The organism is Methylibium sp. T29-B (genome assembly GCF_000576225.1).
Lineage (GTDB): Bacteria > Pseudomonadota > Gammaproteobacteria > Burkholderiales > Burkholderiaceae_C > Methylibium > Methylibium petroleiphilum.
Map to the genome: position 1 here is coordinate 17565 of NZ_AZSN01000020.1, position 22162 is coordinate 39726.

At 68.3% G+C, this 22162-nt stretch carries 17 protein-coding genes and 5 pseudogenes; 16 read left to right on the forward strand and 6 right to left on the reverse strand.

Going from position 1 to position 22162, the window contains the following annotated elements; translation table 11 throughout:
- Positions 1 to 13 precede the first annotated feature (13 nt).
- From nuoG to Y694_RS05460, 11 genes and pseudogenes are all read left to right on the forward strand, one after another.
- Positions 14 to 2327, forward strand: a pseudogene (gene nuoG, locus Y694_RS05410) (NADH-quinone oxidoreductase subunit NuoG).
- A gap of 5 nt (positions 2328 to 2332) precedes the next feature.
- Entirely contained in the window at positions 2333 to 3397 is a 1065-nt protein-coding gene (gene nuoH, locus Y694_RS05415) for an NADH-quinone oxidoreductase subunit NuoH (RefSeq protein ID WP_011829009.1), read from the forward strand.
- A 13-nt stretch (positions 3398 to 3410) separates the two neighbouring features.
- Positions 3411 to 3907, forward strand: a pseudogene (nuoI, locus tag Y694_RS05420) (NADH-quinone oxidoreductase subunit NuoI).
- 41 nt (positions 3908 to 3948) lie between these two features.
- Positions 3949 to 4596, forward strand: a complete 648-nt coding sequence (locus tag Y694_RS05425; protein ID WP_011829011.1) for an NADH-quinone oxidoreductase subunit J — start codon at positions 3949 to 3951, stop codon at positions 4594 to 4596.
- A complete protein-coding gene (gene nuoK, locus Y694_RS05430; RefSeq protein WP_011829012.1) occupies positions 4593 to 4901 on the forward strand; it encodes an NADH-quinone oxidoreductase subunit NuoK in 309 nt (102 codons plus the stop codon). Before Y694_RS05425 ends, nuoK begins: the two co-directional genes overlap by 4 nt.
- Before the next feature lie 64 nt (positions 4902 to 4965).
- A complete protein-coding gene (gene nuoL, locus Y694_RS05435; RefSeq protein WP_173402799.1) occupies positions 4966 to 6978 on the forward strand; it encodes an NADH-quinone oxidoreductase subunit L in 2013 nt (670 codons plus the stop codon).
- A gap of 15 nt (positions 6979 to 6993) precedes the next feature.
- On the forward strand, positions 6994 to 8469 hold the full coding sequence (locus Y694_RS05440) for an NADH-quinone oxidoreductase subunit M (protein WP_011829014.1): 1476 nt from the start codon (positions 6994 to 6996) through the stop codon (positions 8467 to 8469).
- 16 nt (positions 8470 to 8485) lie between these two features.
- Positions 8486 to 9969: pseudogene (gene nuoN, locus Y694_RS05445) on the forward strand (NADH-quinone oxidoreductase subunit NuoN).
- Between the two features lie 7 nt (positions 9970 to 9976).
- Entirely contained in the window at positions 9977 to 10285 is a 309-nt protein-coding gene (locus tag Y694_RS05450) for a DUF2818 family protein (RefSeq protein ID WP_011829016.1), read from the forward strand.
- A gap of 12 nt (positions 10286 to 10297) precedes the next feature.
- Positions 10298 to 10921, forward strand: coding sequence for an NUDIX domain-containing protein (locus Y694_RS05455; RefSeq protein WP_036230563.1), 624 nt, complete (start codon positions 10298 to 10300; stop codon positions 10919 to 10921).
- A gap of 7 nt (positions 10922 to 10928) precedes the next feature.
- A complete protein-coding gene (locus Y694_RS05460; RefSeq protein ID WP_011829018.1) occupies positions 10929 to 11369 on the forward strand; it encodes a DUF1178 family protein in 441 nt (146 codons plus the stop codon).
- 38 nt (positions 11370 to 11407) lie between these two features.
- On the opposite strand, the gene Y694_RS05465 is transcribed toward Y694_RS05460, so the two are convergent.
- Together Y694_RS05465 and Y694_RS05470 are read right to left on the reverse strand one after the other, a co-directional pair.
- Positions 11408 to 12814 (reverse strand): FAD-binding oxidoreductase, encoded by a 1407-nt coding sequence (locus tag Y694_RS05465; protein ID WP_036230565.1) that lies wholly within the window; start codon positions 12812 to 12814, stop codon positions 11408 to 11410.
- Positions 12811 to 13179: a DUF2069 domain-containing protein gene (locus tag Y694_RS05470; RefSeq protein ID WP_036230578.1), complete on the reverse strand. Its 369-nt coding sequence runs from the start codon at positions 13177 to 13179 to the stop codon at positions 12811 to 12813. Before Y694_RS05470 ends, Y694_RS05465 begins: the two co-directional genes overlap by 4 nt.
- 19 nt (positions 13180 to 13198) lie before the next feature.
- Here Y694_RS05470 and Y694_RS05475 point away from each other — a divergent pair, with 19 nt between their 5' ends.
- From Y694_RS05475 to Y694_RS05495, 5 genes and pseudogenes are all read left to right on the forward strand, one after another.
- Positions 13199 to 14428: a YihY family inner membrane protein gene (locus Y694_RS05475; protein ID WP_036230567.1), complete on the forward strand. Its 1230-nt coding sequence runs from the start codon at positions 13199 to 13201 to the stop codon at positions 14426 to 14428.
- A 114-nt stretch (positions 14429 to 14542) separates the two neighbouring features.
- Positions 14543 to 15006, forward strand: a pseudogene (locus tag Y694_RS05480) (CBS domain-containing protein).
- A gap of 152 nt (positions 15007 to 15158) precedes the next feature.
- The gene (locus tag Y694_RS05485) at positions 15159 to 15596 is read left to right on the forward strand and encodes a hypothetical protein (RefSeq protein WP_011829023.1); all 438 of its coding nucleotides are present in this window, start codon (positions 15159 to 15161) and stop codon (positions 15594 to 15596) included.
- Between the two features lie 90 nt (positions 15597 to 15686).
- On the forward strand, positions 15687 to 16793 hold the full coding sequence (gene aroC / locus Y694_RS05490; protein WP_011829024.1) for a chorismate synthase: 1107 nt from the start codon (positions 15687 to 15689) through the stop codon (positions 16791 to 16793).
- Between the two features lie 13 nt (positions 16794 to 16806).
- Entirely contained in the window at positions 16807 to 17199 is a 393-nt protein-coding gene (locus Y694_RS05495) for a hypothetical protein (protein WP_081771287.1), read from the forward strand.
- Between the two features lie 25 nt (positions 17200 to 17224).
- Here the strand turns inward: Y694_RS05495 and Y694_RS05500 are convergent, their stop codons facing one another.
- The 4 genes and pseudogenes from Y694_RS05500 to Y694_RS05515 form a co-directional block, all read right to left on the reverse strand.
- Entirely contained in the window at positions 17225 to 18559 is a 1335-nt protein-coding gene (locus Y694_RS05500) for a metallopeptidase TldD-related protein (protein ID WP_036230570.1), read from the reverse strand.
- Positions 18556 to 20024, reverse strand: a pseudogene (locus tag Y694_RS05505) (TldD/PmbA family protein). Before Y694_RS05505 ends, Y694_RS05500 begins: the two are co-directional and overlap by 4 nt.
- A 56-nt stretch (positions 20025 to 20080) precedes the next feature.
- Positions 20081 to 21472 (reverse strand): L-serine ammonia-lyase, encoded by a 1392-nt coding sequence (locus Y694_RS05510; RefSeq protein WP_036230571.1) that lies wholly within the window; start codon positions 21470 to 21472, stop codon positions 20081 to 20083.
- Between the two features lie 18 nt (positions 21473 to 21490).
- A partial coding sequence (locus tag Y694_RS05515) for a low specificity L-threonine aldolase (RefSeq protein WP_036230572.1) occupies positions 21491 to 22162 on the reverse strand: 672 nt, incomplete at its 5' end.

A 22162-nucleotide genomic window follows, 5' to 3' on the forward strand; every position in this document is an offset into this window, starting at 1 on the left:
CGGGACACCCAAGATGGTTGAAATCGAACTCGACGGCCGCAAGGTCGAGGTGCAGGAAGGCAGCATGGTGATGCATGCCGCCGACAAGGCCGGCACCTACATCCCGCACTTCTGCTATCACAAGAAGCTCAGCATCGCGGCCAACTGCCGGATGTGCCTGGTCGACATCGAGAAGGCGCCCAAGCCGATGCCGGCCTGCGCCACGCCGGTGACGCAGGGCATGATCGTGCGCACCAAGAGCGACAAGGCGCTCAAGGCGCAGAGCTCGGTGATGGAATTCCTGCTCATCAACCACCCGCTCGACTGCCCGATCTGTGACCAGGGAGGCGAGTGCCAGCTGCAGGACCTGGCGGTGGGCTACGGCAAGTCGGCCTCGCGCTACGAGGAAGAGAAGCGCGTCGTGCTGCACAAGGACGTCGGACCGCTGATCTCCATGGAGGAGATGAGTCGCTGCATTCACTGCACCCGCTGCGTGCGCTTCGGCCAGGAAGTGGCCGGCGTGATGGAGCTGGGCATGATCCATCGCGGCGAGCACAGCGAGATCACCACGGTGGCCGGCGACACGGTCGACTCCGAGCTGTCGGGCAACATGATTGACATCTGCCCGGTCGGTGCGCTCACCAGCAAGCCGTTCCGCTACAGCGCCCGCACCTGGGAGCTGTCGCGCCGCAAGTCGGTCAGCCCGCACGATTCGACGGGCGCGAACCTGATCGTGCAGGTCAAGAACCACCAGGTGATGCGTGTCGTGCCGCTCGAGAACGAGGCGGTCAACGAATGCTGGATCGCCGACCGCGACCGCTTCTCCTACGAAGCCCTGAACACCGACGAGCGCCTCACCGCGCCGATGATCAAGCACGACGGGCAGTGGCGCACCGTCGACTGGAATACCGCGCTGGAGTACGTCGCCAACGGGCTGAAGTCGATCCAGTCCGAGCACGGTGCCGCGTCCATCGGTGCGCTTGCCACCGCGCACAGCACGGTGGAAGAGCTTTACCTGCTCGGGCAACTGGTGCGTGGCGTGGGTTCGGACAACATCGACCACCGCCTGCGGCATGCCGAGTTCGACACGGTCGAGAAGGCTCGCTGGCTCGGCACGAGCATCGAGTCGCTGTCGACGCTGGACCGCGCCTTCGTCATCGGTTCCTTCCTGCGCAAGGACCATCCGCTGTTCGCGCAGCGTCTGCGCCAGGCGGCCAAGCACGGCGCGCAGGTCTCCAGCCTGCATGCGCTGGCCGACGATTGGCTGATGCCGATCTCCACGCAGCTCACCGCGGCGCCGAGCGCCTGGGTGGCCGCACTGGCCGGTGTGGCCGCGGCGGTGGCCTCGCACACCGGCGCCGCGGCGCCGGTGGCGGCCGAGGCGAGCGAGCCGGCCAAGGCGATCGCCGCGTCACTGCTGAGCGGGCAGCGCAAGGCGGTGCTGCTCGGCAATGCCGCGGTCCAGCACCCGCAGGCTTCCCGGCTGCTTGCACTCGCCCAGTTCATCGCCGAGCAGACCGGTGCCACCTTCGGGGTGCTCGGTGAGGCGGCCAACAGCGTGGGCGCGCAACTTGTCGGGGCCCAGCCGCGCAGCGGCGGCTGAACGCCGGGCAGATGCTGTCGCAACCGCTGAAGGCCTACCTGCTGCTCAATGCCGAACCTGTGCTCGACGCGGCCGATGGCCGGCAGGCGGCGGACACGCTGGCCCGGGCCGGCATGGTGGTGTCTCTGAGCGCCTTCAAGAACGCCAATCTCGAGCACGCCGACGTGCTGCTGCCGATCACGCCGTTCACCGAGACTTCGGGCAGCTTCGTCAACGCGGAAGGCCGCGTGCAGGGCTTCCACGGCGTCGTCCGGCCGCGCGGTGATGCCCGCCCGGCCTGGAAGGTCCTGCGCGTGCTCGGCTCGATGCTGGGCCTGCCGGGCTTCGGCTTCGAGACCTCCGAGGAAGTCAAGGCACAGGCGCTGGGTGACGTGTCTGCAGCACTGGCGTCGCGGCTCGGCAACGCCAGCCGTGCGAGCGTGGCGATTGCCGCAGATCGCCCCACGCTCGAGCGCGTGGCCGACGTGCCGATCTACGCAGGCGACGCATCGTGCGCCGTGCACCGTCGCTGCAGGCCACCGCCGATGCACGCGCACCGCGTGCCGGGCTGCCGACGGCGCTGTGGCAGCGCCTCGGGTTGGTTGAGGGGGGCCAGGTCCACGTGCAGCAGGGCAGTGCATCGCTGCGGCTCGCGGCCTACCACGATGCCACGCTGGCACCGACCGCCGTGCGGGTGCCCGCCGGCCACGCCGCCACGGCAGCACTGGGCGCGATGTTCGGCGAGATCGCCGTCGAGAAGGCCTGAACATCATGATCGAGAGCTTCAACCAGTTCGGCAGCAGCCTGCTCGGCGGCTTCTGGCCCGTCGTGTGGAACCTGATCAAGATCGTGGCACTGATCGCGCCGCTGATGGGTTGCGTCGCCTACCTCACGCTGTGGGAACGCAAGGCCATCGGCTGGACGCAGATCCGTCCCGGCCCCAACCGCGTCGGCCCCTGGGGCCTGCTCACGCCGATCGCCGATGCGGTCAAGCTGATCTTCAAGGAAATCATCCTGCCGACGGCGGCCAACAAGGGCCTGTTCCTGCTCGGTCCCGTGATGACCATCATGCCGGCGCTTGCCGCCTGGGTGGTCGTGCCGTTCGGCCCGGAAGTGGCGCTGGCCAACATCAACGCCGGCCTGCTGTTCCTGATGGCGATCACCTCGATGGAGGTCTATGGCGTGATCATCGCCGGCTGGGCATCGAACTCGAAGTACGCCTTCCTCGGCGCGCTGCGCGCCTCGGCGCAGATGGTCAGCTACGAGATCGCGATGGGCTTCGCGCTGGTGGTGGTGCTGATGGTGTCGGGCACCCTGAACATGACCGAGATCGTGCTCGGGCAGGACAGAGGGCGCTTCGCCGACATGGGGCTCAACTTCCTCAGCTGGAACTGGCTGCCGCTGTTCCCCATCTTCATCGTCTACTTCATCTCCGGCCTCGCCGAGACCAACCGCCACCCCTTCGACGTGGTGGAAGGCGAGTCCGAGATCGTGGCCGGTCACATGATCGAGTACTCGGGCATGGCCTTCGCCATGTTCTTCCTGGCCGAGTACGCCAACATGATCCTGATCTCGGCGCTTGCCGTGACCATGTTCCTGGGGGGCTGGCTGCCGCCGATCGACAGCGTCGTCTTCAACTGGATTCCGGGATGGATCTGGCTGGGCCTCAAGACCTTCGTGGTCGTGACCATGTTCCTGTGGGTGCGCTCCACGTTCCCGCGCTTCCGCTACGACCAGATCATGCGGCTGGGCTGGAAGATCTTCATCCCGATCACGTTGATCTGGCTGGTTGTCGTGGGGCTGTGGATCCAGTCGCCGTGGAACATCTGGAAATAAGGAGGGCCTGACCATGTCCGCTGTGGCCTCCATCAAGGAATTCTTCAACACCTTCTTCCTTCTCGAACTGCTGAAGGGGATGAAGCTGACCGGCCGGCACTTCCTGTCGCCGGCCATCACGGTGCAGTTCCCGGAAGAGAAGACGCCGCTGTCGCCGCGTTCCGCGGCCTGCACGCGCTGCGCCGCTACGAGAACGGCGAGGAACGCTGCATCGCCTGCAAGTTGTGCGAGGCGGTCTGTCCGGCGCTGGCCATCACCATCGAGTCCGAGGTGCGCGACGACGGCAGCCGCCGCACGACGCGCTACGACATCGACCTGACCAAGTGCATCTTCTGCGGCTTCTGCGAGGAAAGCTGCCCCGTCGACTCAATCGTCGAGACCCACATCTTCGAGTACCACGGCGAGAAGCGCGGCGACCTGTACTTCACCAAGGACATGTTGCTGGCCGTGGGCGACCGCTACGAAAACGAAATCGCCGCCAACAAGGAGGCCGACGCAGCCTACCGGTGACCTGGCCCTCGAGGGCCCGGACTTCGGTTGCGGACGACACCATGAACACAGAATCTGCGCTTTTCTACGTCTTCTCGGCGATCCTCCTGTTCGCCTCGTTCCGCGTCATCACCGCGCGCAGCGCCGTCTATGCCGCGCTCTACCTGGTGCTGGCCTTCTTCAACGCCGCCTGCGTGTGGATGTTGCTGGAGGCCGAGTTCCTGGCGATCTCGCTGGTGCTGGTCTACGTCGGGGCCGTGATGGTGCTGTTCCTGTTCGTGGTGATGATGCTCGACGCCAATGCCGACACGGTACGCAAGGGCTTCTGGCAGCTGTTCCCGGTGGCCGGCACGATCGGCGCAGTGATCGCGGCCGAGATGATCTGGGTGCTGCGCCGGGGCTTCGATCTGCCCGAGGCGCCGCCGCTCGATGCCGTGGCCGCGCAGATGGGCAACACCAAGCTGCTCGGCATCGAGATCTACACGCACTACCTGTACCCGCTGCAGATCGCCGCGGTGCTGCTTCTGGTGGCCATCATCGCGGCGATTGCGCTGACGCTGCGCAAGCGCAAGGACAGCAAGTACGTCGACCCGTCCGCCCAGGTGAAGGTGCGCAAGGCCGACCGCGTGCGCATCGTCCAGATGCAGCCCGAGCGTCCGCCAGCGCCGCCGGCGCCGGCCGAACCGGCAGCCACCGGAGGGAAGACATGAGCATCACGCTGGGCCATTACCTCTCGCTGGGCGCGATGCTGTTCGCGCTGTCGGTGATCGGCATCTTCCTGAACCGCAAGAACCTCATCGTGCTGCTGATGGCGATCGAGCTGATGCTGCTGGCCGTCAACCTGAACTTCGTGGCCTTCTCTCACTACCTGGGCGACATGGCCGGCCAGGTGTTCGTGTTCTTCATCCTGACCGTGGCCGCCGCCGAATCGGCGATCGGCCTGGCCATCCTGGTGGTGCTGTTCCGCAACCGATCGACGATCAACGTCGACGAGCTCGACGCACTGAAGGGCTGACCCACGACCCAACGCAGGGGCGGGCCGGCGTGCCCGTCCGTTCGAAAGAGCAGAGAACAACAAGATGGCTGGACTTTCACAATCGATGCTGCTCGCCGTACCGCTCGCGCCCCTGGTGGGTGCCGTGGTGGCCGGCCTGTTCGGCAAGGCGGTCGGGCGGCGTGGTGCGCACAGCGTCACCATCCTCGGTGTGCTGATCGCCTTCGTGCTCTCGGCGATCACACTGAAGGCCGTGGTGCTCGACGGCGCGCGCTTCAACGCCACGATCTACGAGTGGCTGGTGATCGGCGGCCTGAAGATGGAGGTCGGCTTCCTCGTGGACGGCCTCACCGCGATGATGATGTGCGTGGTGACCTTCGTCTCGCTGATGGTGCACATCTACACCATCGGCTACATGGAAGAAGACCCGGGCTACCAGCGCTTCTTCTCCTACATCTCGCTGTTCACCTTCTCGATGTTGATGCTCGTGATGAGCAACAACATGCTGCAGCTGTTCTTCGGCTGGGAGGCGGTGGGCCTGGTGAGCTACCTGCTGATCGGCTTCTGGTACACCAAGCCGACGGCGATCTTCGCCAACATGAAGGCCTTCCTGGTGAACCGGGTCGGTGACTTCGGCTTCATCCTCGGCATCGGCCTGCTGCTGGCCTACGGCGGCACGCTCAACTACGGCGAGCTGTTCGCCCAGGCGCCCGAACTGGCGAAGCTGGGCTTCCCCGGCACCGACTGGATGCTGATCACGGTGGCCTGTATCTGCCTCTTCATCGGCGCGATGGGCAAGAGCGCGCAGTTCCCGCTGCACGTCTGGCTGCCGGACTCGATGGAAGGCCCGACGCCGATCTCGGCGCTGATCCACGCGGCGACGATGGTGACCGCCGGCATCTTCATGGTCGCGCGCATGTCGCCGCTGTTCGAGCTGTCCGATACGGCGCTGTCCTTCGTGATGGTGATCGGCGCGATCACCGCGCTGTTCATGGGTTTCCTGGGCATCATCCAGAACGACATCAAGCGCGTGGTGGCCTACTCGACGCTGTCGCAGCTGGGCTACATGACGGTGGCGCTCGGGGCCTCGGCCTACTCGATCGCCGTCTTCCACCTGATGACCCACGCCTTCTTCAAGGCGCTGCTGTTCCTCGGTGCCGGCTCGGTGATCATCGGCATGCACCACGACCAGGACATCCGCAACATGGGCGGCCTGCGCAAGTACATGCCCATCACCTGGATCACCTCGCTGCTGGGCTCGCTGGCACTGATCGGCACTCCGCTGTTCTCGGGCTTCTACAGCAAGGACTCGATCATCGAGGCGGTGCACGCGAGCCACCTGTGGGGTTCGGGCTTTGCCTACCTGGCGGTTGTCGCCGGCGTGTTCGTCACGGCCTTCTACTCGTTCCGGATGTACTTCCTGGTGTTCCACGGCAAGGAGCGCTTCCGCGACAAGCCCTTCCCGGGCGAGCACGACCACCACGACGCGCACGACGACCACGGCCATGCCGTGCACCATGATCCGCGCGAGTCTCCCTGGGTCGTGACGGTGCCGCTGGTGCTGCTGGCCATTCCGTCGGTGCTGATCGGCTACCTGACGATCCAGCCGATGCTGTTCGGGGACTTCTTCAAGGACTCGATCTTCGTCAATGCCGCCGCGCATCCGGCACTGGAAGAGCTGGCCGAGGCGTTCCACGGCGCCGCGGCGATGGCGCTGCACGGTCTCCAGACGCTGCCGTTCTGGCTGGCGCTCGCCGGCGTGGTGACCGCCTACGTGTTCTACATGCTCAAGCCGGGCATCCCTGCCGCGATCGCGCGCACGTTGTCGCCGATCGTGCGTCTCCTCGAGAACAAGTACTACATGGACTGGATCAACGAGAACCTGCTGGCGCCGGCCGCCCGTGGCCTGGGGCGCGGCCTGTGGAGGGGTGGCGACGTGGCCGTCATCGACGGTGCGATCAACGGCTCGGCGCGCCTGGTCGGCTGGATCGCCACGCTGACCAAGCCCTTCCAGTCCGGCTACATCTACCACTACGCACTGGTCATGATCATCGGCGTGTTCGCGCTGATGACCTGGTTCGTGTGGCTGGCCAAGTGAGCGAGGACGACTGACATGGGTCTGCTTTCGCTCGCCATCTGGATGCCGATCGTGTTCGGCGTTGTGCTGCTCGCCGCCGGGCGCGACGAGCACGCCGGCGTCGTGCGCTGGATCGCGCTGGTCGCCGCGGTGCTCAGCTTCGCCGTCACGCTGCCGCTCGTCACGGGCTTCGACACCGCGACCGCGTCGATGCAGTTCAGCGAGAACCTCGCCTGGATCGACCGCTTCAACGTGCGCTACCACCTGGGCGTCGACGGTATCTCGGTGTGGTTCGTGCTGCTCACGGCCTTCATCACGGTCATCGTCGTCATCGCCGCCTGGGAGGTGGTCACGGAGCGCGTCAACCAGTACATGGGCGCCTTCCTGATCCTGTCGGGCCTGATGGTCGGTGTGTTCTCGGCGCTCGACGGGCTGCTGTTCTACGTGTTCTTCGAGGCCACGCTGATCCCGATGTACATCATCATCGGGGTGTGGGGCGGCCCGCGGCGCGTCTATGCCGCGTTCAAGTTCTTCCTCTACACGCTGCTCGGCTCGCTGCTGATGCTGATCGCGCTGATCTACCTGTACTACAAGTCGGGCGGCAGCTTCGAGATCCTCGAGTGGCACACGCTGCCGCTGCCGATGACGGCGCAGACGCTGCTGTTCTTCGCCTTCTTCGCCGCCTTCGCGGTCAAGGTGCCGATGTGGCCGGTGCACACCTGGCTGCCCGACGCCCACGTCGAGGCACCGACCGGCGGCTCGGTGGTGCTGGCGGCCATCATGCTCAAGCTCGGCGCCTACGGCTTCCTGCGCTTCTCGATGCCGATCGCGCCGGACGCCAGCCACGAATGGGCCTTCTTCGTCATCGCGCTGTCGCTGATCGCCGTGCTGTACATCGGCCTGGTGGCGCTGGTGCAGCAGGACATGAAGAAGCTGGTGGCCTATTCGTCGATCGCCCACATGGGCTTCGTGACGTTGGGCTTCTTCATCTTCAACGAACTGGGCGTCTCGGGCGGCATCGTGCAGATGATCAGCCACGGCTTCGTCTCGGGGGCCATGTTCCTGTGCATCGGCGTGCTCTACGACCGCGTCCACTCGCGCGAGATCGCGTCCTACGGCGGGGTGGTCAACACGATGCCGAAGTTCACCGCGCTGGCGGTCTTCTTCGCCATGGCCAACTGCGGCCTGCCGGGCACCGCCGGCTTCGTCGGCGAGTGGATGGTGATCCTCGGCGCCGTGAAGTTCAACTTCTGGATCGGCCTGCTGGCAGCCACGACGCTGATCTTCGGTGCTGCCTACACGCTTTGGATGGTCAAGCGCGTCTACTTCGGCGCGGTGGCGAACGACCACGTGCGCGAACTGACCGACATCAACGGCCGCGAGTTCTTCATGTTGTCGCTGCTGGCCGCCGCGGTGCTGTGGATGGGCGTCTACCCGAAGCCCTTCACCGACGTGATGCAGGTCTCCGTGACCGAACTGCTGAAGCACGTGGCCGTCTCGAAGCTGAACTGATCGCCAGGCCACCTCTATGAACGACATGAACTGGCTCGCCATCTACCCCGAGATCGTGCTGCTCGCGATGACCTGCGTGATCGCGCTGGTCGATCTGTACTCGCGATCGCCCAAGCGCACCCTGACCTATGTGCTGTCACTGGCGACGCTGGTCGCCGTGGCGCTGATGCATCTCAGCTACTTCCGGGGCGGCTTCACGCTCTACGCGATGCAGGGCATGGTGGTGGCCGATCCGATGGGCCATCTGCTGGCCTTCTTCGCCACCGTCGCGACCTTCATCACGCTGGTCTACGCGCGCCCTTATGCCGCCGACCGCGAGCTGCTGAAGGGCGAACTGTTCACGCTGGCGCTGTTCTCGCTGCTCGGGATCTCGATCATGATCTCGGCCAACAATTTCCTGGTCATCTACCTGGGCCTGGAGCTGATGTCGCTGAGCCTGTACGCGCTGGTCGCGCTGCGCCGGGATCACGCGGTGTCCACCGAAGCGGCGATGAAGTATTTCGTGCTGGGCGCGCTCGCCAGCGGCTTCCTGCTGTACGGCCTGTCGATGATGTACGGCGCGACCGGTTCGCTCGACCTCGGCGAGGTGTTCAAGGCCATCGGCACCGGCAGATCAACAAGCAGGTGCTGGTGTTCGGCGTGGTGTTCGTGGTCGCCGGCCTGGGATTCAAGCTCGGCGTCGTGCCCTTCCACATGTGGGTGCCTGACGTCTATCAGGGCGCGCCCACGGCGATCACGCTGATGATCGCCGGCGCGCCCAAGCTGGCCGCCTTCGCGATCACGATCCGCCTGCTGGTCGAGGGCATGATCGGCCTCGCGCTCGACTGGCAGCAGATGCTCATCGTGCTGTCGGTCGCGTCGATGGTGATCGGCAACGTCGCCGCGATCGCGCAGAGCAACCTCAAGCGCATGCTGGCCTATTCGGCGATCGCCCAGCTCGGCTTCATGCTGCTGGGCCTGACGCCGACCGTGATCTCCGGCAACACCTTCTCGGCCGCCAACGGCTACAGCTCGGCGATGTTCTACCTGGTTACCTACCTGCTGACCACGTTGTGCACCTTCGGCGTGATCATGGTGCTGGCACGCCAGGGCTTCGAGGCCGAGGAGATCGATGACCTCCGTGGGCTCAACCAGCGCAACCCGCTGCTCGCAGCCATCATGGGCATCTGCATGTTCTCGCTGGCGGGCATTCCGCCGGCGGTGGGCTTCTATGCCAAGCTCGCGGTGCTGCAGGCGCTGGTGTCGACCAACGTCACCGGCTACATCTTGCTGGCTGTCGTGGCGGTGCTGTTGTCGCTGGTGGGCGCCTTCTATTACCTGCGCGTCGTCAAGACCATGTACTTCGACGAGCCGGCCGCCGGCCCGGCGCTCGTCGCAGCACCGACCGAGGTGCGCGTGCTGTTGTCGCTGAATGGCGCGGCGGTGCTGGTGTTCGGCCTGCTGCCCGGTGGTCTGATGGCGCTGTGCGCCGACGCCATCCGGCTCGCGCTGGCCACCTGAGGCCGGCATGACGACTTCGCCCGCCGTCTGGCTGGTGCTCGCCCTGGCGCTGCTGGCGGCCAATCTGCCGTTCGTCAATGAACGGTTGTTTGTCGTTGGCCCGCAACGGGCGCCAGCCAAGCCGCTCGGCTGGCGCCTGCTCGAACTGCTGAGCCTGGGCGCGCTCGTCGTGCTGCTCGGCATGGGACTCGAGGCCCGCATCGGTCAGCGCCATCCGCAAGGTTGGGAGTTCTATGCGGTGATGCTGTGCCTGTTCTTCACGTTCGCATTTCCCGGCTTCGTGTGGCGTTACCTTCGGCGCCACCCTCCTGGCTGAACCCGGATCGCGATGAGTGCCACACCCGACCGGATGTCCCCCGCCGACGACCGCCATCTGCGTGAGGACTGCGTCACCAGCACCCAGGTCTATCGCGGCCATTTTCTCGACGTGCGCCGCGACACGGTGCGCCTGCCGGACGGTGGCGAGGCGGCCCGCGAGTACATCGTCCACCCCGGGGCCGTGATGATCGTGCCGTTGCTCGACGACGGCCGCCTGGTCGTCGAGCGGCAGTTCCGCTATCCCTTGCACCGTGCCTTCATCGAATTCCCGGCCGGCAAGCTGGACGCCGGCGAACCCGTGCTGCATTGCGCGGTGCGCGAACTGGCCGAGGAGACCGGCTACCGGGCGCGTGAATGGGCGCGGGCCGGTCTGCTGCACAACGCCATCGCCTACTCCGACGAAGGCATCGAGGTCTGGTTCGCGCGTGGTCTGGTCGCCGGCGAGCGCCATCTCGACGCCGGCGAGTTCCTGGACGTCTCCACGGTCACGCTGGAGGAGCTCGAGGTGATGGCGGCGAGCGGCGAACTGACCGACGCGAAAACGCTGATCGGCATGCTATGGCTCACGCATTGGCGCGCCGGGCGCTGGGTTTTGCAATGGCAGCCCGCACCGACGGGCGTCGTTGGCGCATGATGTCGTCATGAAGGTTCTGAGTCTGCGCTGCTCGCACGGTCATGGCTTCGAGGGCTGGTTCGGCTCCGAAGACGATTACCGTTCACAGTGCGAGCGCGGGCTGGTCGAGTGCCCGCTCTGCGGCAGCGGCGAGATCAGCCGCCTGCCCAGCGCACCGCGTCTGAATCTCTCGCCGTCGCGTGCGGTCGAGGCGGCTTCCAGTGCGCCGACGCCCGAGCAGCAGAGCGTCGAGGCGCTCTGGCTGCGCGCGGTGCACCACGTGATGGCCCAGACGGAGGACGTCGGCGAGCGCTTCGCCGACGAGGCCCGCCGCATCCACTACGGCGAGACCGCGGAGCGCGGCATCCGTGGCCAGGCCAGCGCCGAGCAGACCCAGGCGCTGCGCGAGGAGGGCATCGAAGTGCATGCGCTGCCGGTGCCCAAGGCGCTCAAAGGCCCGCTTCAGTAGAGCCCCCGTCGCCCGCGGCGCGACTGGCGCCGCCTCGCTCAGAGCAGGCGGCCGGGGTTCATCAGCCCCTGAGGATCGAGGGCCTGCTTGATCGAGCGCATCAGTGCCAGTGCGACCGGCGACTTGTAGTGCTGCAGTTCCTCGCGCTTGAGCGCGCCGATGCCATGCTCGGCCGAGATCGAGCCGCCATGCGCCTGGACGGCGTCATAGACGATCCGGTTCACGGCCGGCTCGTGGCCGCGCAGGAATGCCGCCGCGTCGATCCCTTCCGGCGCCTGCACGTTGTAGTGCAGATTGCCGTCGCCGAGGTGGCCGAAGTTCACCAGCCGGGCGCCCGGCACGGCAGCCTGCAGCAAGGCGTCGGTGGTGACCACGAAGTCCGGGATGCGCGACACCGGCAGCGCAATGTCGTGCTTGATGTTCAGGCCTTCCTCGGCCTGGGCCAGCGGGATGCTCTCGCGCAGGTGCCACAGCTGCCTCGATTGCTGCACGCTCTCGGCCACCGCGGCATCGACGATCGTGCCCGCCTCGAGCGCGCTCTCGAGCAACCCTTCGAACAACCCGCGTGCATGTGCCTCGTCTTCGATGTCCGACTGCTCGAGCAGCACCGTCCACGGGCTGGGCGCCAGCGGTCGCGGCAGGGCGGGGAAGTGTTTCTCGACCAGCGACAGCGCAAAGCGCCCCATCACCTCGAAGCCGGTCAGCCCGGCGCCGAGCCGGGCCTGGGCCCGCTGCAGCAAGGCCACGGCGTCGGCCAGCGTGGCGCACGCGGCCAGCGCGGTGCAGCGTGCCGCAGGTTGCGGGTGCAGCTTCAGCGTCGCCGCGGTGATGACGCCCAGCGTGCCTTCGCTGCCGATGTACAGGTCGCGCAGGTCGTAGCCGGTGTTGTCCTTGCGCAGGCCACTCAGGCCGTCCCAGATCTCGCCGGCGGCGGTCACCACCTCGAGCCCCAGGCACAGTTCACGCGCATTGCCGTAGCGCAGCACCTGGGTGCCCCCGGCGTTGGTGGCCAGGTTGCCGCCGATCGTGCAGCTGCCCTCGGCCGCCAGGCTCAGCGGAAACAGCAGGCTCTGCGCGGCGGCAGCCTCCTGCACCGCTTGCAGCACGCAGCCGGCCTCGACCGTCATCGTCGAGTTGGCGGCGTCGATGGCGCGCACGCGGTTCAGGCGCGCCAGGCTCAGCAACACCTGGCGACCGCTACCGTCGGGCACGCCACCCCCGACCAGGCCGGTGTTGCCGCCCTGCGGGACCAGACTCGTGCCGTGCGCGACGCAAGCCCGCACCACCGCCGCGACTTCGGCCGCGCTGCCGGGCCGGACCACCGCCAGCGCCTTGCCGTGATAGCGCTTGCGCCAGTCGATCTCCCAGGCCGAGCGGTCGCCATCGGTCAGCACCTGCGCCGGCCCCAGCGCGGCGCGCAGCGCATCGAGCAGCGAAGCGCTCATGACGAGGCGCCGGCAGCGGCCTGCTTGAAGCGCCAGCGCACGTGCAGCGCGCAGGCGGCGAACAAGGTCAAGCACAGCACGATCTCCAGCCCCGCGAGCCAGGCGCTCAGGCCACGGTCGCCGCTGGCGCGCACCACGCCCTCGATGAAGTAGAGCCAAACCAGCAGGCTGACCCAGCGGTAGGTGTACATGCGCCGCTTCAGCAGGCCGGCCAGCGGCAGCGCGAGCGGCAGCACCTTGAATGCCAGCATGCCGCTGCCGGTCGGCGCCAGCCAGAGCTCCCACAACAGACCGAGCACGATCAGGCCGAGCAGGCTCCCCACCGCGACGGCCCGCGTGCCGTCCACCGCATTGCATCGAAACATGGCTGGCATCATATCGAGCATGACCGTTCCCGATCTCCTGAAGGCCGGCTGGCGCGAACGCATCGCGCTGCTGGCCGAGACGCTGCAGACCTGGCCTTGGCTCGACACGCTGAAGACCCTGCGCCAGCGCTTTCGCGAAGACCGCCTCGGGCTCACCGCCAGCAGTCTGACCTTCACCACCACGATCGCACTGGTGCCGCTGGCCACCGTGACGCTGGCGATCTTCAGCGCCTTCCCGATGTTCGGCCAGTTCCAGGGTGCCCTGGAAAAGTACTTCATCCAGTCGCTGGTGCCCGATGGCATCGCCAAGCCGGTGCTGGGCGCGCTGACGCAGTTCGCCGGCAAGGCGCACCGGCTGGGCACCGTCGGCCTGGTGGTGCTGGTGCTCACGGCGCTGGCGCTGATGCTCACGATCGATCGCACGCTCAACGCGATCTGGCGTGTGCGCAAGCCGCGGCCGATCGCGCAGCGCGTGCTGGTCTACTGGGCCGCCGCCACGCTCGGTCCGCTGCTGCTGGGCGTGAGCCTGACGCTCACCTCCTATGCGATCTCGGCTTCGCGCGGCGTGGTCGGCGCCATGCCGGGCAGCCTGAGCGTGTTGCTCAATGCACTGGAGTTCGGCCTGCTGGCTGCGGCGATGGCCGGGCTGTTCCACTACGTGCCCAACACCGAGGTGCGCTGGCGCCACGCCCTGGCGGGCGGGCTGTTCGTGTCGGCCGGTTTCGAGCTGGCCAAGAAGGGCCTGGCCTGGTACCTGGCCCAGGTGCCGACCTACTCGACGATCTACGGCGCTTTCGCCACCGTGCCCATCTTCCTGATCTGGCTCTACCTCGGCTGGGTGATCGTTCTACTCGGCGCGGTGATCGCCGCCTACGCGCCGAGCCTGTCGATGCACATCGTGCGGCAGCCCAACACCCCGGGCTACCGCTTCCAGGCCGCCGTCCAACTGCTGCGCGAGCTGGCCGCGGCGCGCGCCCGCGGTGAACGCGGCCTGGGGCTCGTCGGCCTGGCGTCCACGCTGCGCACCGATCCGCTGCAGATCGAGCCCTCGCTGGAGCGGCTGGTCGAGCTCGACTGGGTCGGTCGCCTCGACGAGGCCGGCGAGAAGCGCTATGTGCTGCTCTGCGACCCGAACACGACGCCGGCTCAGCCGCTGCTCGCCGCGCTGCTGCTCGACCCCAGCCCCGGTTTGCGGGGGTTCTGGCAGCGCGCGCGCTTCGGCGAGATGACGCTGCAGGAGCTGATCTGATCCCGGGTCGGGCAACCGCGATCCCGTCAGACGGTCACGCTCCTAGTTCCTTCTGTGGCCCTCGCCGGGGATTCTGGGTATATTGAATTCAACGGCATCTCGAAGGAGCCCATCATGAAAGTCAGCGACATCCTGCGCGTCAAGGGGGGCACCCTGTTCACCGTCACGCCTCCCAGCCCCTGGCCGAGGCGTTGCGCACCATGGCAGAGCGCGACATCGGCTCGCTGGTCGTGATGGAGCACGGTGATGTGGTGGGCCTGCTGACCTTCCGCGAGGTCATCCAGGCTATCGTCGGCAATGGTGGCAATGTGGGCGACACCATCGTGCGCACGGTCATGGAAGACCACCCGATGACCTGCACCCCCGACACCGAGATCGACGAAGTGCGCCGCATGATGCTCGGCCGCCATGCCCGTTACATGCCGGTGCTGACCCAGCGCACCCTGATGGGCGTGATCTCGTTCTACGACGTCGCCAAGGCGGTGGTCGACGGGCAGGATTTCGAGAACCGCATGCTCAAGGCCTACATCCGCGACTGGCCGGTCGAGGAAGACTCCGCCCCGGCGCCCCAGCAGTAGCGCCGCAGTCGCAACCGCGGCGTTACAGGGTCCCCACCCGGACGTGAGGCATTTGGCAGGGACCCCGCTGCAGGGGTATCGGGGTGTTACCACTTCAGCCGCGCTTCATCTGAAACGCCGATGCTCTCCGCATGGGATGCGGGAGAGCCATCATGAAGCTTCGATTTCGGCGGTTGGGTCGCGGTGTCGCGTCGCTGGGCCTGGCTGCGGTGGTGTGCAGCAGCGCGGCCGTGGAGACGGCGCCCGGCGAGGACTCGGCCCCGAACGCACCGTGGACCGTGCAGCCGGCATCGCCGTCCTGGCCGTCGAGAGCGCAATCCGAACTGCGCGACGCGACGCGGCAGGATGCTGCCTTCAAATTCAGCATCGTCGAACTGCCGCGCTATGACGTGCCCGGTGCCGGCCGCCCGCGCCGCGCTCACCACGCACTGAGCATGAGTTCCGAGACGCCGCAGCGCATGCTGCGCTCCATCGGCGTCGAGGCCACCGACTGCGCCACACGCCTTCGGCTGCCGACCCGGCTGCGCCAGGACCGCGATGGCTCCAGCGTCGAGATGCGCGCCCACCTCGGGCTGGCCTGCCGATTCTGAGCGTCCGAGCGGCGGGGCCGGGCCGGGCATGGGGGTGACGGCACGGGCCGCTGTCACAATGCGGCTTGAGTTCCGCATTCGCCCCGAATCATGTCCGGCAGCACCCTCGGCCACTTGTTTTGCGTCACCAACTTCGGTGAATCCCACGGACCCGCCATCGGTTGCGTGATCGACGGCTGTCCGCCCGGCATGAGCCTGAGCGAGGCCGACATCCAGCCCGAGCTGGACCGCCGCCGTCCTGGCACCTCGCGCCACGTGACCCAGCGCAACGAGCCCGACGCGGTGGAGATCCTGTCCGGCGTCCACGAGGGCCGCACCACCGGCACACCGATCTGCCTGCTGATCCGCAACACCGACCAGCGCAGCAAGGACTACGGCAACATCGTCCAGACCTTCCGCCCCGGCCACGCCGACTACACCTACTGGCACAAGTACGGCCTGCGCGATCCGCGCGGCGGTGGTCGCAGTTCTGCGCGCCTCACCGCCCCGATGGTCGGCGCCGGCGCGGTGGCGAAGAAGTGGCTCAAGGAACACCACGGCATCGCCTTTCGCGGCGGCATGGCGGCGCTGGGCGAGATCGACATCGCCTTCGAGGGCTGGCAGCATGTGCCGGACAACCCCTTCTTCGCGCCCAACGCCAGCCAGATCGGCCAGCTCGAGGACTTCATGGACGCCTTGCGCAAGGAGGGCGATTCGGTCGGCGCGCGCATCGTTGTCGAGGCCACCGGCGTCCCGGTCGGCTGGGGCGAGCCGCTGTTCGACAAGCTCGACGCCGACATCGCCCACGTGATGATGGGGCTCAACGCCGTCAAGGGCGTCGAGATCGGCGCGGGCTTCGCGAGCGTCGCGCACCGCGGCTCGATGCACGGCGACGAACTCACGCCCCAGGGCTTTCGCAGCAACCACGCCGGCGGTGTGCTCGGCGGCATCAGCACCGGGCAGGATATCCGCGTATCGATCGCGATCAAGCCCACCAGCTCGATCCGCACGCCACGCCAGTCGATCGACCTGCAGGGCCAGCCGGCGACGGTCGAGACCTTCGGCCGCCACGACCCCTGCGTCGGCATCCGCGCCACGCCGATCGCCGAGGCGCTGCTGGCGCTGGTGCTGATGGACCATGCACTGCGCCACCGCGCGCAGTGCGGCGATGTGCGCCTGCCGGTGGCGCCGATCGCGGCGCACCTGCCGGACGCCTGACGGGGAGCCACCGATGCGCCACGCTCTTCGATCGTTCGTCGCGCTGTGCGGCCTGGCGGTGGCCGCCGCGGCCTGGGGGCAGGATTCGCCGCAGCGCGTCGAACTCAAGCGCAGCGACCTGAGCGGCGCGCCCGGCATGGAGGTGGTCTCCTCGATCGCCGAATACAAGCCCGGCGAAACGCTGGAGGCGCACTTCCACCACGGGGTCGAGGCGGCCTACGTGGTGCAGGGTGCCACGGTCCAACTGCCCGGCAAGGAGCCGATGGCGCTGCCGACAGGCATCGCGATCCACAACCTGCGCGACGTGCGGCACGGCGGCTTCAAGGTGATCGGCGACACCTCGCTGAAGGTGTTCACGGTGCACGTGGTCGACAAGGGCAAGCCGCTCTACGATCTGGCGAAGTAGCCGGGCCACCGCCGCGGCGGCGCGATCAGAGCGTGAGCCGCCAGCCGTCGACGAGGGCCGCAGGTGCCGTGATCGAGGCGAGCTGCCGCGACTGGTAGGTGCTGCTGTCGGGCATCCGCTCGCAACGGTCGGCCAGGCCCACCAGGCCATCGCCGAACAGGCGCAGGAAGCTGTCGTCGAAGCGCATCACCTCCAGCGGTGCGGCCAGTTCGCCGCCCTCGACCCAGAAGCAGGCGAAGCGTGTCATGCCGGTCATGCGGCAGGCCTGGCGGTCGCTGTAGTTCAGGTACCAGAGGTTGCTCACGCAGAGGCCCGAGCCCAGCGTCTCGAGCAGTCGCCCATGCGGCAGTGCACCGGGCGCCAGCGCCAGCGCCTCCGGCGTCTCGGCCGCGTTCGCGCCGTTGGCCGGCAGGCCGTACTCGCGGGCCGAGCGGGGCGCGTTCAGCGTATCGACGGCGCGGCCGTCGCTGACCAGCAGGACCTCGGCCGGGCGCACGAAGCCGTCGGCCGTGAAGGCCGGCGTGAAACCGCGGCCGGGCGCCTCGCTCAGGCGCACCGACGAGTGCAGACGGGCGTCGCCGTGCGCCAGCTTCGCCAGCGAGGACACGCCGGTGCGCCGGGCCTTCAGGCCGAAGCCACTCCAGCCCAGCGTGGCCAGCAGTTCGTTCATCGCCGCCGGGCTGAACAGCGCGCGGTAGGCACCGGGCGGCAGCGCGCGCGCCGGCTGGCGCAGCAGCGCGAGCTGGGCTGCCGCTTCGCGAAGGCGTGCCGCGAACTCGGACAGCGACCACGCCGTGCCGCCGTACTGCGTTTTCACCGCCTTGTCGGCAGCGTGGACCAGGCACCACTCGAAGTCGAAGCTTTCCACGCGGTGCCAGTGGCGTGCACCCAGGCTGTCGGCGTAGGCGCGCACCACCGGGCCGCCGGCATAGAAGCCGACGAAGTCCAGGCCGTCGGCGTGCTCGCGCACGGCGTCGATCACGGCCGCGGGCGACGGCAGCGCACCGCGGTCGTCGCGGTCGCTGCTGTGCGCTTCCTCCGGCAGCAGCAGCCAGGGGTCGTCGGGGATCAGCGAGAGATCGTGGATCAGAAGCGTGCGCTCGGCGAGCAGGCGTTGCGTGTCGAGCGCCAGGTCGCCGGTGAGGGTGAGGCTGCTCTCGGTGTGGCGCCGGCCGCGCACCACGGCCAGCGTCGCCTGTGCCTGCAGCACATGGGTGGCCTGGCGCAGCGCCGCGCGGTTGAAGCGCAGGAAGTCGCTGGCCTCGGCGTTCAGTGCCAGACTGACGCGGTCCACGCCATCGGCGCGGCACACGCTGTCGGCCAGCGCGTCGAAGTGAGGGCGCTCGGTCAGCCCGCTCATCCGTCGACCCCGCCGAACACGTCGACGCCGGTGAACAGGCAGGCCGGAGAGGCGTGCCCGACCCGGATCACCTGCGAGGGCTCGCCCTTGCCGCAGAAGGGCGTGCCCATCACCTCGCAGGTCGACGCATCGCCCACCCCGGCCAGCGAGCGCCAGAAGGTCGCGCTCACGCCGCGGTAGTTCGGGTTGCGCACCACCTCGGCCAACCGGCCGTGGCGGATCATGCGGCCGTACTCGCAGCCGAACTGGAACTTGTTGCGCGAGTCGTCGATGCTCCACGAGCAGTTGGTGTGCATCACCACGCCGTGGTCGACCGCGGCGATCAGTTCGTCGAGCGTGCTGTGCCCGGGTTCGACGTTGAGATTGCTCATGCGGTCGATCGGCGCGCGGTTCCAGCTGCAGGCCCGCGTGGTGGCCACGCCGCCCACGTCGTGGCCGGCGGCCCGGGCGCGCGCCTGCGACAGGCTGCCGCCCAGCGGGTGCAGCAGCACGCCGCGCTCGATCAGCATGCGGCGCTCGGCCGGCGTGCCGTCGTCGTCGAAAGCGAAGCCGGCGAATTCGTGCGCACGTGACGGATCGAAGCTCACGTTCAGCAGCTCGCTGCCGTAGCGGTAGTGGCCGAACAGGTCGAGCGTGACGAAGCTCGTGCCGGCGAAGTTGCGCTCGTCGCCGAGGATGCGGTCCAGCTCCAGCGGATGGCCGATGCTCTCGTGGATCTGCAGCATCATCTGGTCCGGCATCAGCAGCAGGTCCATGCGGCCGCTCGGGCAGTGGGGTGCGGCCACGAGCTCCAGCGCCTCGCGCGCGACGCGCGGGCCGTCCTGCTCGAAGCGGGCGCGGTCCAGCACTTCCAGCCCGCCCTGCTGGCAGTAGCCGTTGTACTGTCCGGCGCTGGACCGCACCTGCGTCACGCCGCCGTCGACCGCCGTCACCTGGATGGCCGGCGTGAGGTAGGCGAAGCGCTGCTCGATGTGGGCGCCGTCGCTGCTCAGGAAAAGTTGATCGGTCTCGACGCTCCACAGGCTGGTCTGCGCGTCGACGATGCGCTCGTCGATCCGGCAGGCCGCGTTCACGCGCATCAGCAGCTCGAGCTTGTCGCCCAGCGTCAGGGTGTGGTGCGGTCGCTCGACGCGGCTGGCGTATTGGCCGCTGTCGCGCGGGCGCGGCAGCTCCGCGGGCGTGACACCGTCTTGCCGGCGCCGGCCCGGGCCAGCGCGTGGGCGCGCAGCAGGGCGGTACGCAAGCCGGCTCCGGACGTGTCGGCGGTGGCCGCATGGCCCACGCCACCGTCGACGACGGTGAGCATCACACCCTCGTCACGCACTCGCTTCGGCGTTTCGGCAACGCCCTGGCGCACGCCGAGCTGTTCGGATCGCTCGCTGACGCCGCGTGCGGTCCAGTGCGTGACCGAATCGGGCAGGGCGGCGGTGGCGCGGCGAACGGTGGCGGCGAGCGTGTCGAGCATCTGGGGCAGCGGCAAAGGGGCGCAGGTCAGTCTACAAAGGCCGGCGCGCCCCCAGTTCAGCACTCGACGATGTTGACCGCCAGTCCGCCGCGCGCGGTTTCCTTGTACTTCGTCTGCATGTCGGCGCCGGTCTCGCGCATGGTCTTGATGACCTGGTCGAGGCTCACGTGGTGGGTGCCGTCGCCGCGCAACGCCATGCGCGCCGCGTTGATGGCCTTCACCGAGGCGATGGCGTTGCGCTCGATGCACGGGATCTGCACCAGCCCGCCCACCGGGTCGCAAGTCAGGCCCAGGTGGTGCTCCATGCCGATCTCGGCGGCGTTCTCCACCTGCGCCGGCGTGCCGCCCAGCACCGCGCACAGCGCGCCGGCGGCCATCGAGCAGGCGACACCCACTTCGCCCTGGCAGCCCACCTCGGCACCGGAGATCGAGGCGTTCTCCTTGTAGAGGATGCCGATGGCCGCGGCGGTGAGCAGGAAATCGACCATGCCGGCATCGCTTGCGTCGCGAACAAAGCGGGCGTAGTAATGCAGCACGGCCGGCACGATGCCGGCGGCACCGTTGGTCGGTGCCGTGACCACGCGCCCGCCGGCGGCGTTCTCCTCGTTGACCGCCAGTGCGTAGAGGTTGACCCAGTCCAGCACCTGCAGCGGGTCGCTGAGCGCGGCGGTCGGGTCGGCCGTCAGGTCGCGGTAGAGCCTGGCGGCGCGCCGCTTGACCTGGTAGCCGCCGGGCAGCACGCCCTCGGTGCGCAGGCCGCGCTCCACGCAGGCCTGCATCACGCGCCAGATGCGCAGCAGGCCGGCGTCGATCTCGGCGTCGCTGCGCCAGTGGCGCTCGTTGCGGCGCATCACCTCGGCGATAGAGCAGCCGAGCTCGCGCGTCAGGCGCAGCAGTTCGTCACCGCTGCGGTAGGGGTGTGGCAGCACGGTGGTGTCGGGCACGACCTTCTGTTGGCGGCTGCCGTCGGCGGCCACCTCGTCACTCAGCACGAAGCCACCACCGACCGAGTAGTAGCAGCGGTTCGCCAGTTCGACGCCGTCGGCGTCGTAGGCGGCGAAGCGCAGGCCGTTGGGGTGGAAGGGGAGGCTCTGGCGGCGCCGGAACAGCAGATCGCGGGCCTCGTCGAAGTCGATCTCGTGCTGGCCCAGCAGCGCCAGGCGGCGATGTTCGCGCAGGGCGGCCAGACGGGTCGGGATGGCGTCGACATCGACGCTGTCGGGGTCCTCGCCGATCAGTCCCAGCAGCACGGCCTTGTCGGAGCCGTGGCCCTTGCCGGTGGCGCCCAGCGAACCATAGAGTTCGGACACCACGCGCGCGGTGCGCTCCAACAGGCCCTCGTGCGCCAGGCGCTGCACGAACAGCTTGGCCGCCCGCATCGGCCCGACCGTGTGCGAGCTCGACGGCCCGATGCCGATCTTGAACAGGTCGAAGACGGAAACGGCCATCGCAGTGTCGTGGTGAGGCTAGGGGGTCCGGCAGGCCACGGCCAGATCGGCCGCGAAGGCGTCGACGGTCTCGGGCCGGGTGTCCCAGGCGCACATCAACCGGCAACCGCCGTTCGGCAGCATCTCATGGAAGCGCCAGCCTTGCGCGCGCAGGGCCTCGATCGCGGGGCGCGGCAGCTCGGCGAACACGCCGTTGGCCTGCGGCGCGTGCAGCAGGTGCACGCCGGGCAGGGTATCGATGGCCGCCGCGAGCCGCTGGGCCATCGCGTTGGCGTGGCCGGCGTGCGCGAGCCAGGCGCCACCTTCGAGCAGGCCGACCCAGGGCGCGGTCAGCACGCGCATCTTCGAGGCCAGCTGGCCGGCCTGCTTGGCGCGCCACTCGAAGCCGTCGGCCAGCCCACGGTCGAAGAACACCACCGCCTCGCCGACCGGCGCACCGTTCTTCGTGGCGCCGAACGACAACACGTCGACGCCGGCGCGCCAGCTCGCATCGGCCGGCGCGCAGCCCAGCGAGGCCACGGCGTTCGCGAAGCGGGCACCGTCCATGTGGACCTTGAGCTTCAGTTCACGCGCGGCGGTCGTCAGTGCGCGCACTCTCGACTGCGTACACCGTGCCAGCTCGGTGGCCTGGGTCAGGCTCACCGCGCGGGCGCGCGGCGCGTGCAGATCGCGGCGCCGGCGGGCCGCGGC

Excerpts from the sequence above, each read along its gene's own strand:
- Y694_RS05425 (WP_011829011.1), top strand. The coding sequence starts at position 3,949 with ATGAACACAGAATCTGCGCTTTTCTACGTCTTCTCGGCGATCCTCCTG.
- nuoL (WP_173402799.1), top strand. The coding sequence starts at position 4,966 with ATGGCTGGACTTTCACAATCGATGCTGCTCGCCGTACCGCTCGCGCCC.
- Y694_RS05500 (WP_036230570.1), bottom strand. The coding sequence starts at position 18,559 with ATGAGCGGGCTGACCGAGCGCCCTCACTTCGACGCGCTGGCCGACAGC.
- Y694_RS05460 (WP_011829018.1), top strand. The coding sequence starts at position 10,929 with ATGAAGGTTCTGAGTCTGCGCTGCTCGCACGGTCATGGCTTCGAGGGC.
- nuoK (WP_011829012.1), top strand. The coding sequence starts at position 4,593 with ATGAGCATCACGCTGGGCCATTACCTCTCGCTGGGCGCGATGCTGTTC.
- Y694_RS05465 (WP_036230565.1), bottom strand. The coding sequence starts at position 12,814 with ATGAGCGCTTCGCTGCTCGATGCGCTGCGCGCCGCGCTGGGGCCGGCG.
- Y694_RS05475 (WP_036230567.1), top strand. The coding sequence starts at position 13,199 with ATGACCGTTCCCGATCTCCTGAAGGCCGGCTGGCGCGAACGCATCGCG.
- nuoH (WP_011829009.1), top strand. The coding sequence starts at position 2,333 with ATGATCGAGAGCTTCAACCAGTTCGGCAGCAGCCTGCTCGGCGGCTTC.
- Y694_RS05450 (WP_011829016.1), top strand. The coding sequence starts at position 9,977 with ATGACGACTTCGCCCGCCGTCTGGCTGGTGCTCGCCCTGGCGCTGCTG.
- Y694_RS05510 (WP_036230571.1), bottom strand. The coding sequence starts at position 21,472 with ATGGCCGTTTCCGTCTTCGACCTGTTCAAGATCGGCATCGGGCCGTCG.
- Y694_RS05470 (WP_036230578.1), bottom strand. The coding sequence starts at position 13,179 with ATGTTTCGATGCAATGCGGTGGACGGCACGCGGGCCGTCGCGGTGGGG.
- Y694_RS05440 (WP_011829014.1), top strand. The coding sequence starts at position 6,994 with ATGGGTCTGCTTTCGCTCGCCATCTGGATGCCGATCGTGTTCGGCGTT.
- Y694_RS05495 (WP_081771287.1), top strand. The coding sequence starts at position 16,807 with ATGCGCCACGCTCTTCGATCGTTCGTCGCGCTGTGCGGCCTGGCGGTG.
- Y694_RS05485 (WP_011829023.1), top strand. The coding sequence starts at position 15,159 with ATGAAGCTTCGATTTCGGCGGTTGGGTCGCGGTGTCGCGTCGCTGGGC.
- Y694_RS05455 (WP_036230563.1), top strand. The coding sequence starts at position 10,298 with ATGAGTGCCACACCCGACCGGATGTCCCCCGCCGACGACCGCCATCTG.
- aroC (WP_011829024.1), top strand. The coding sequence starts at position 15,687 with ATGTCCGGCAGCACCCTCGGCCACTTGTTTTGCGTCACCAACTTCGGT.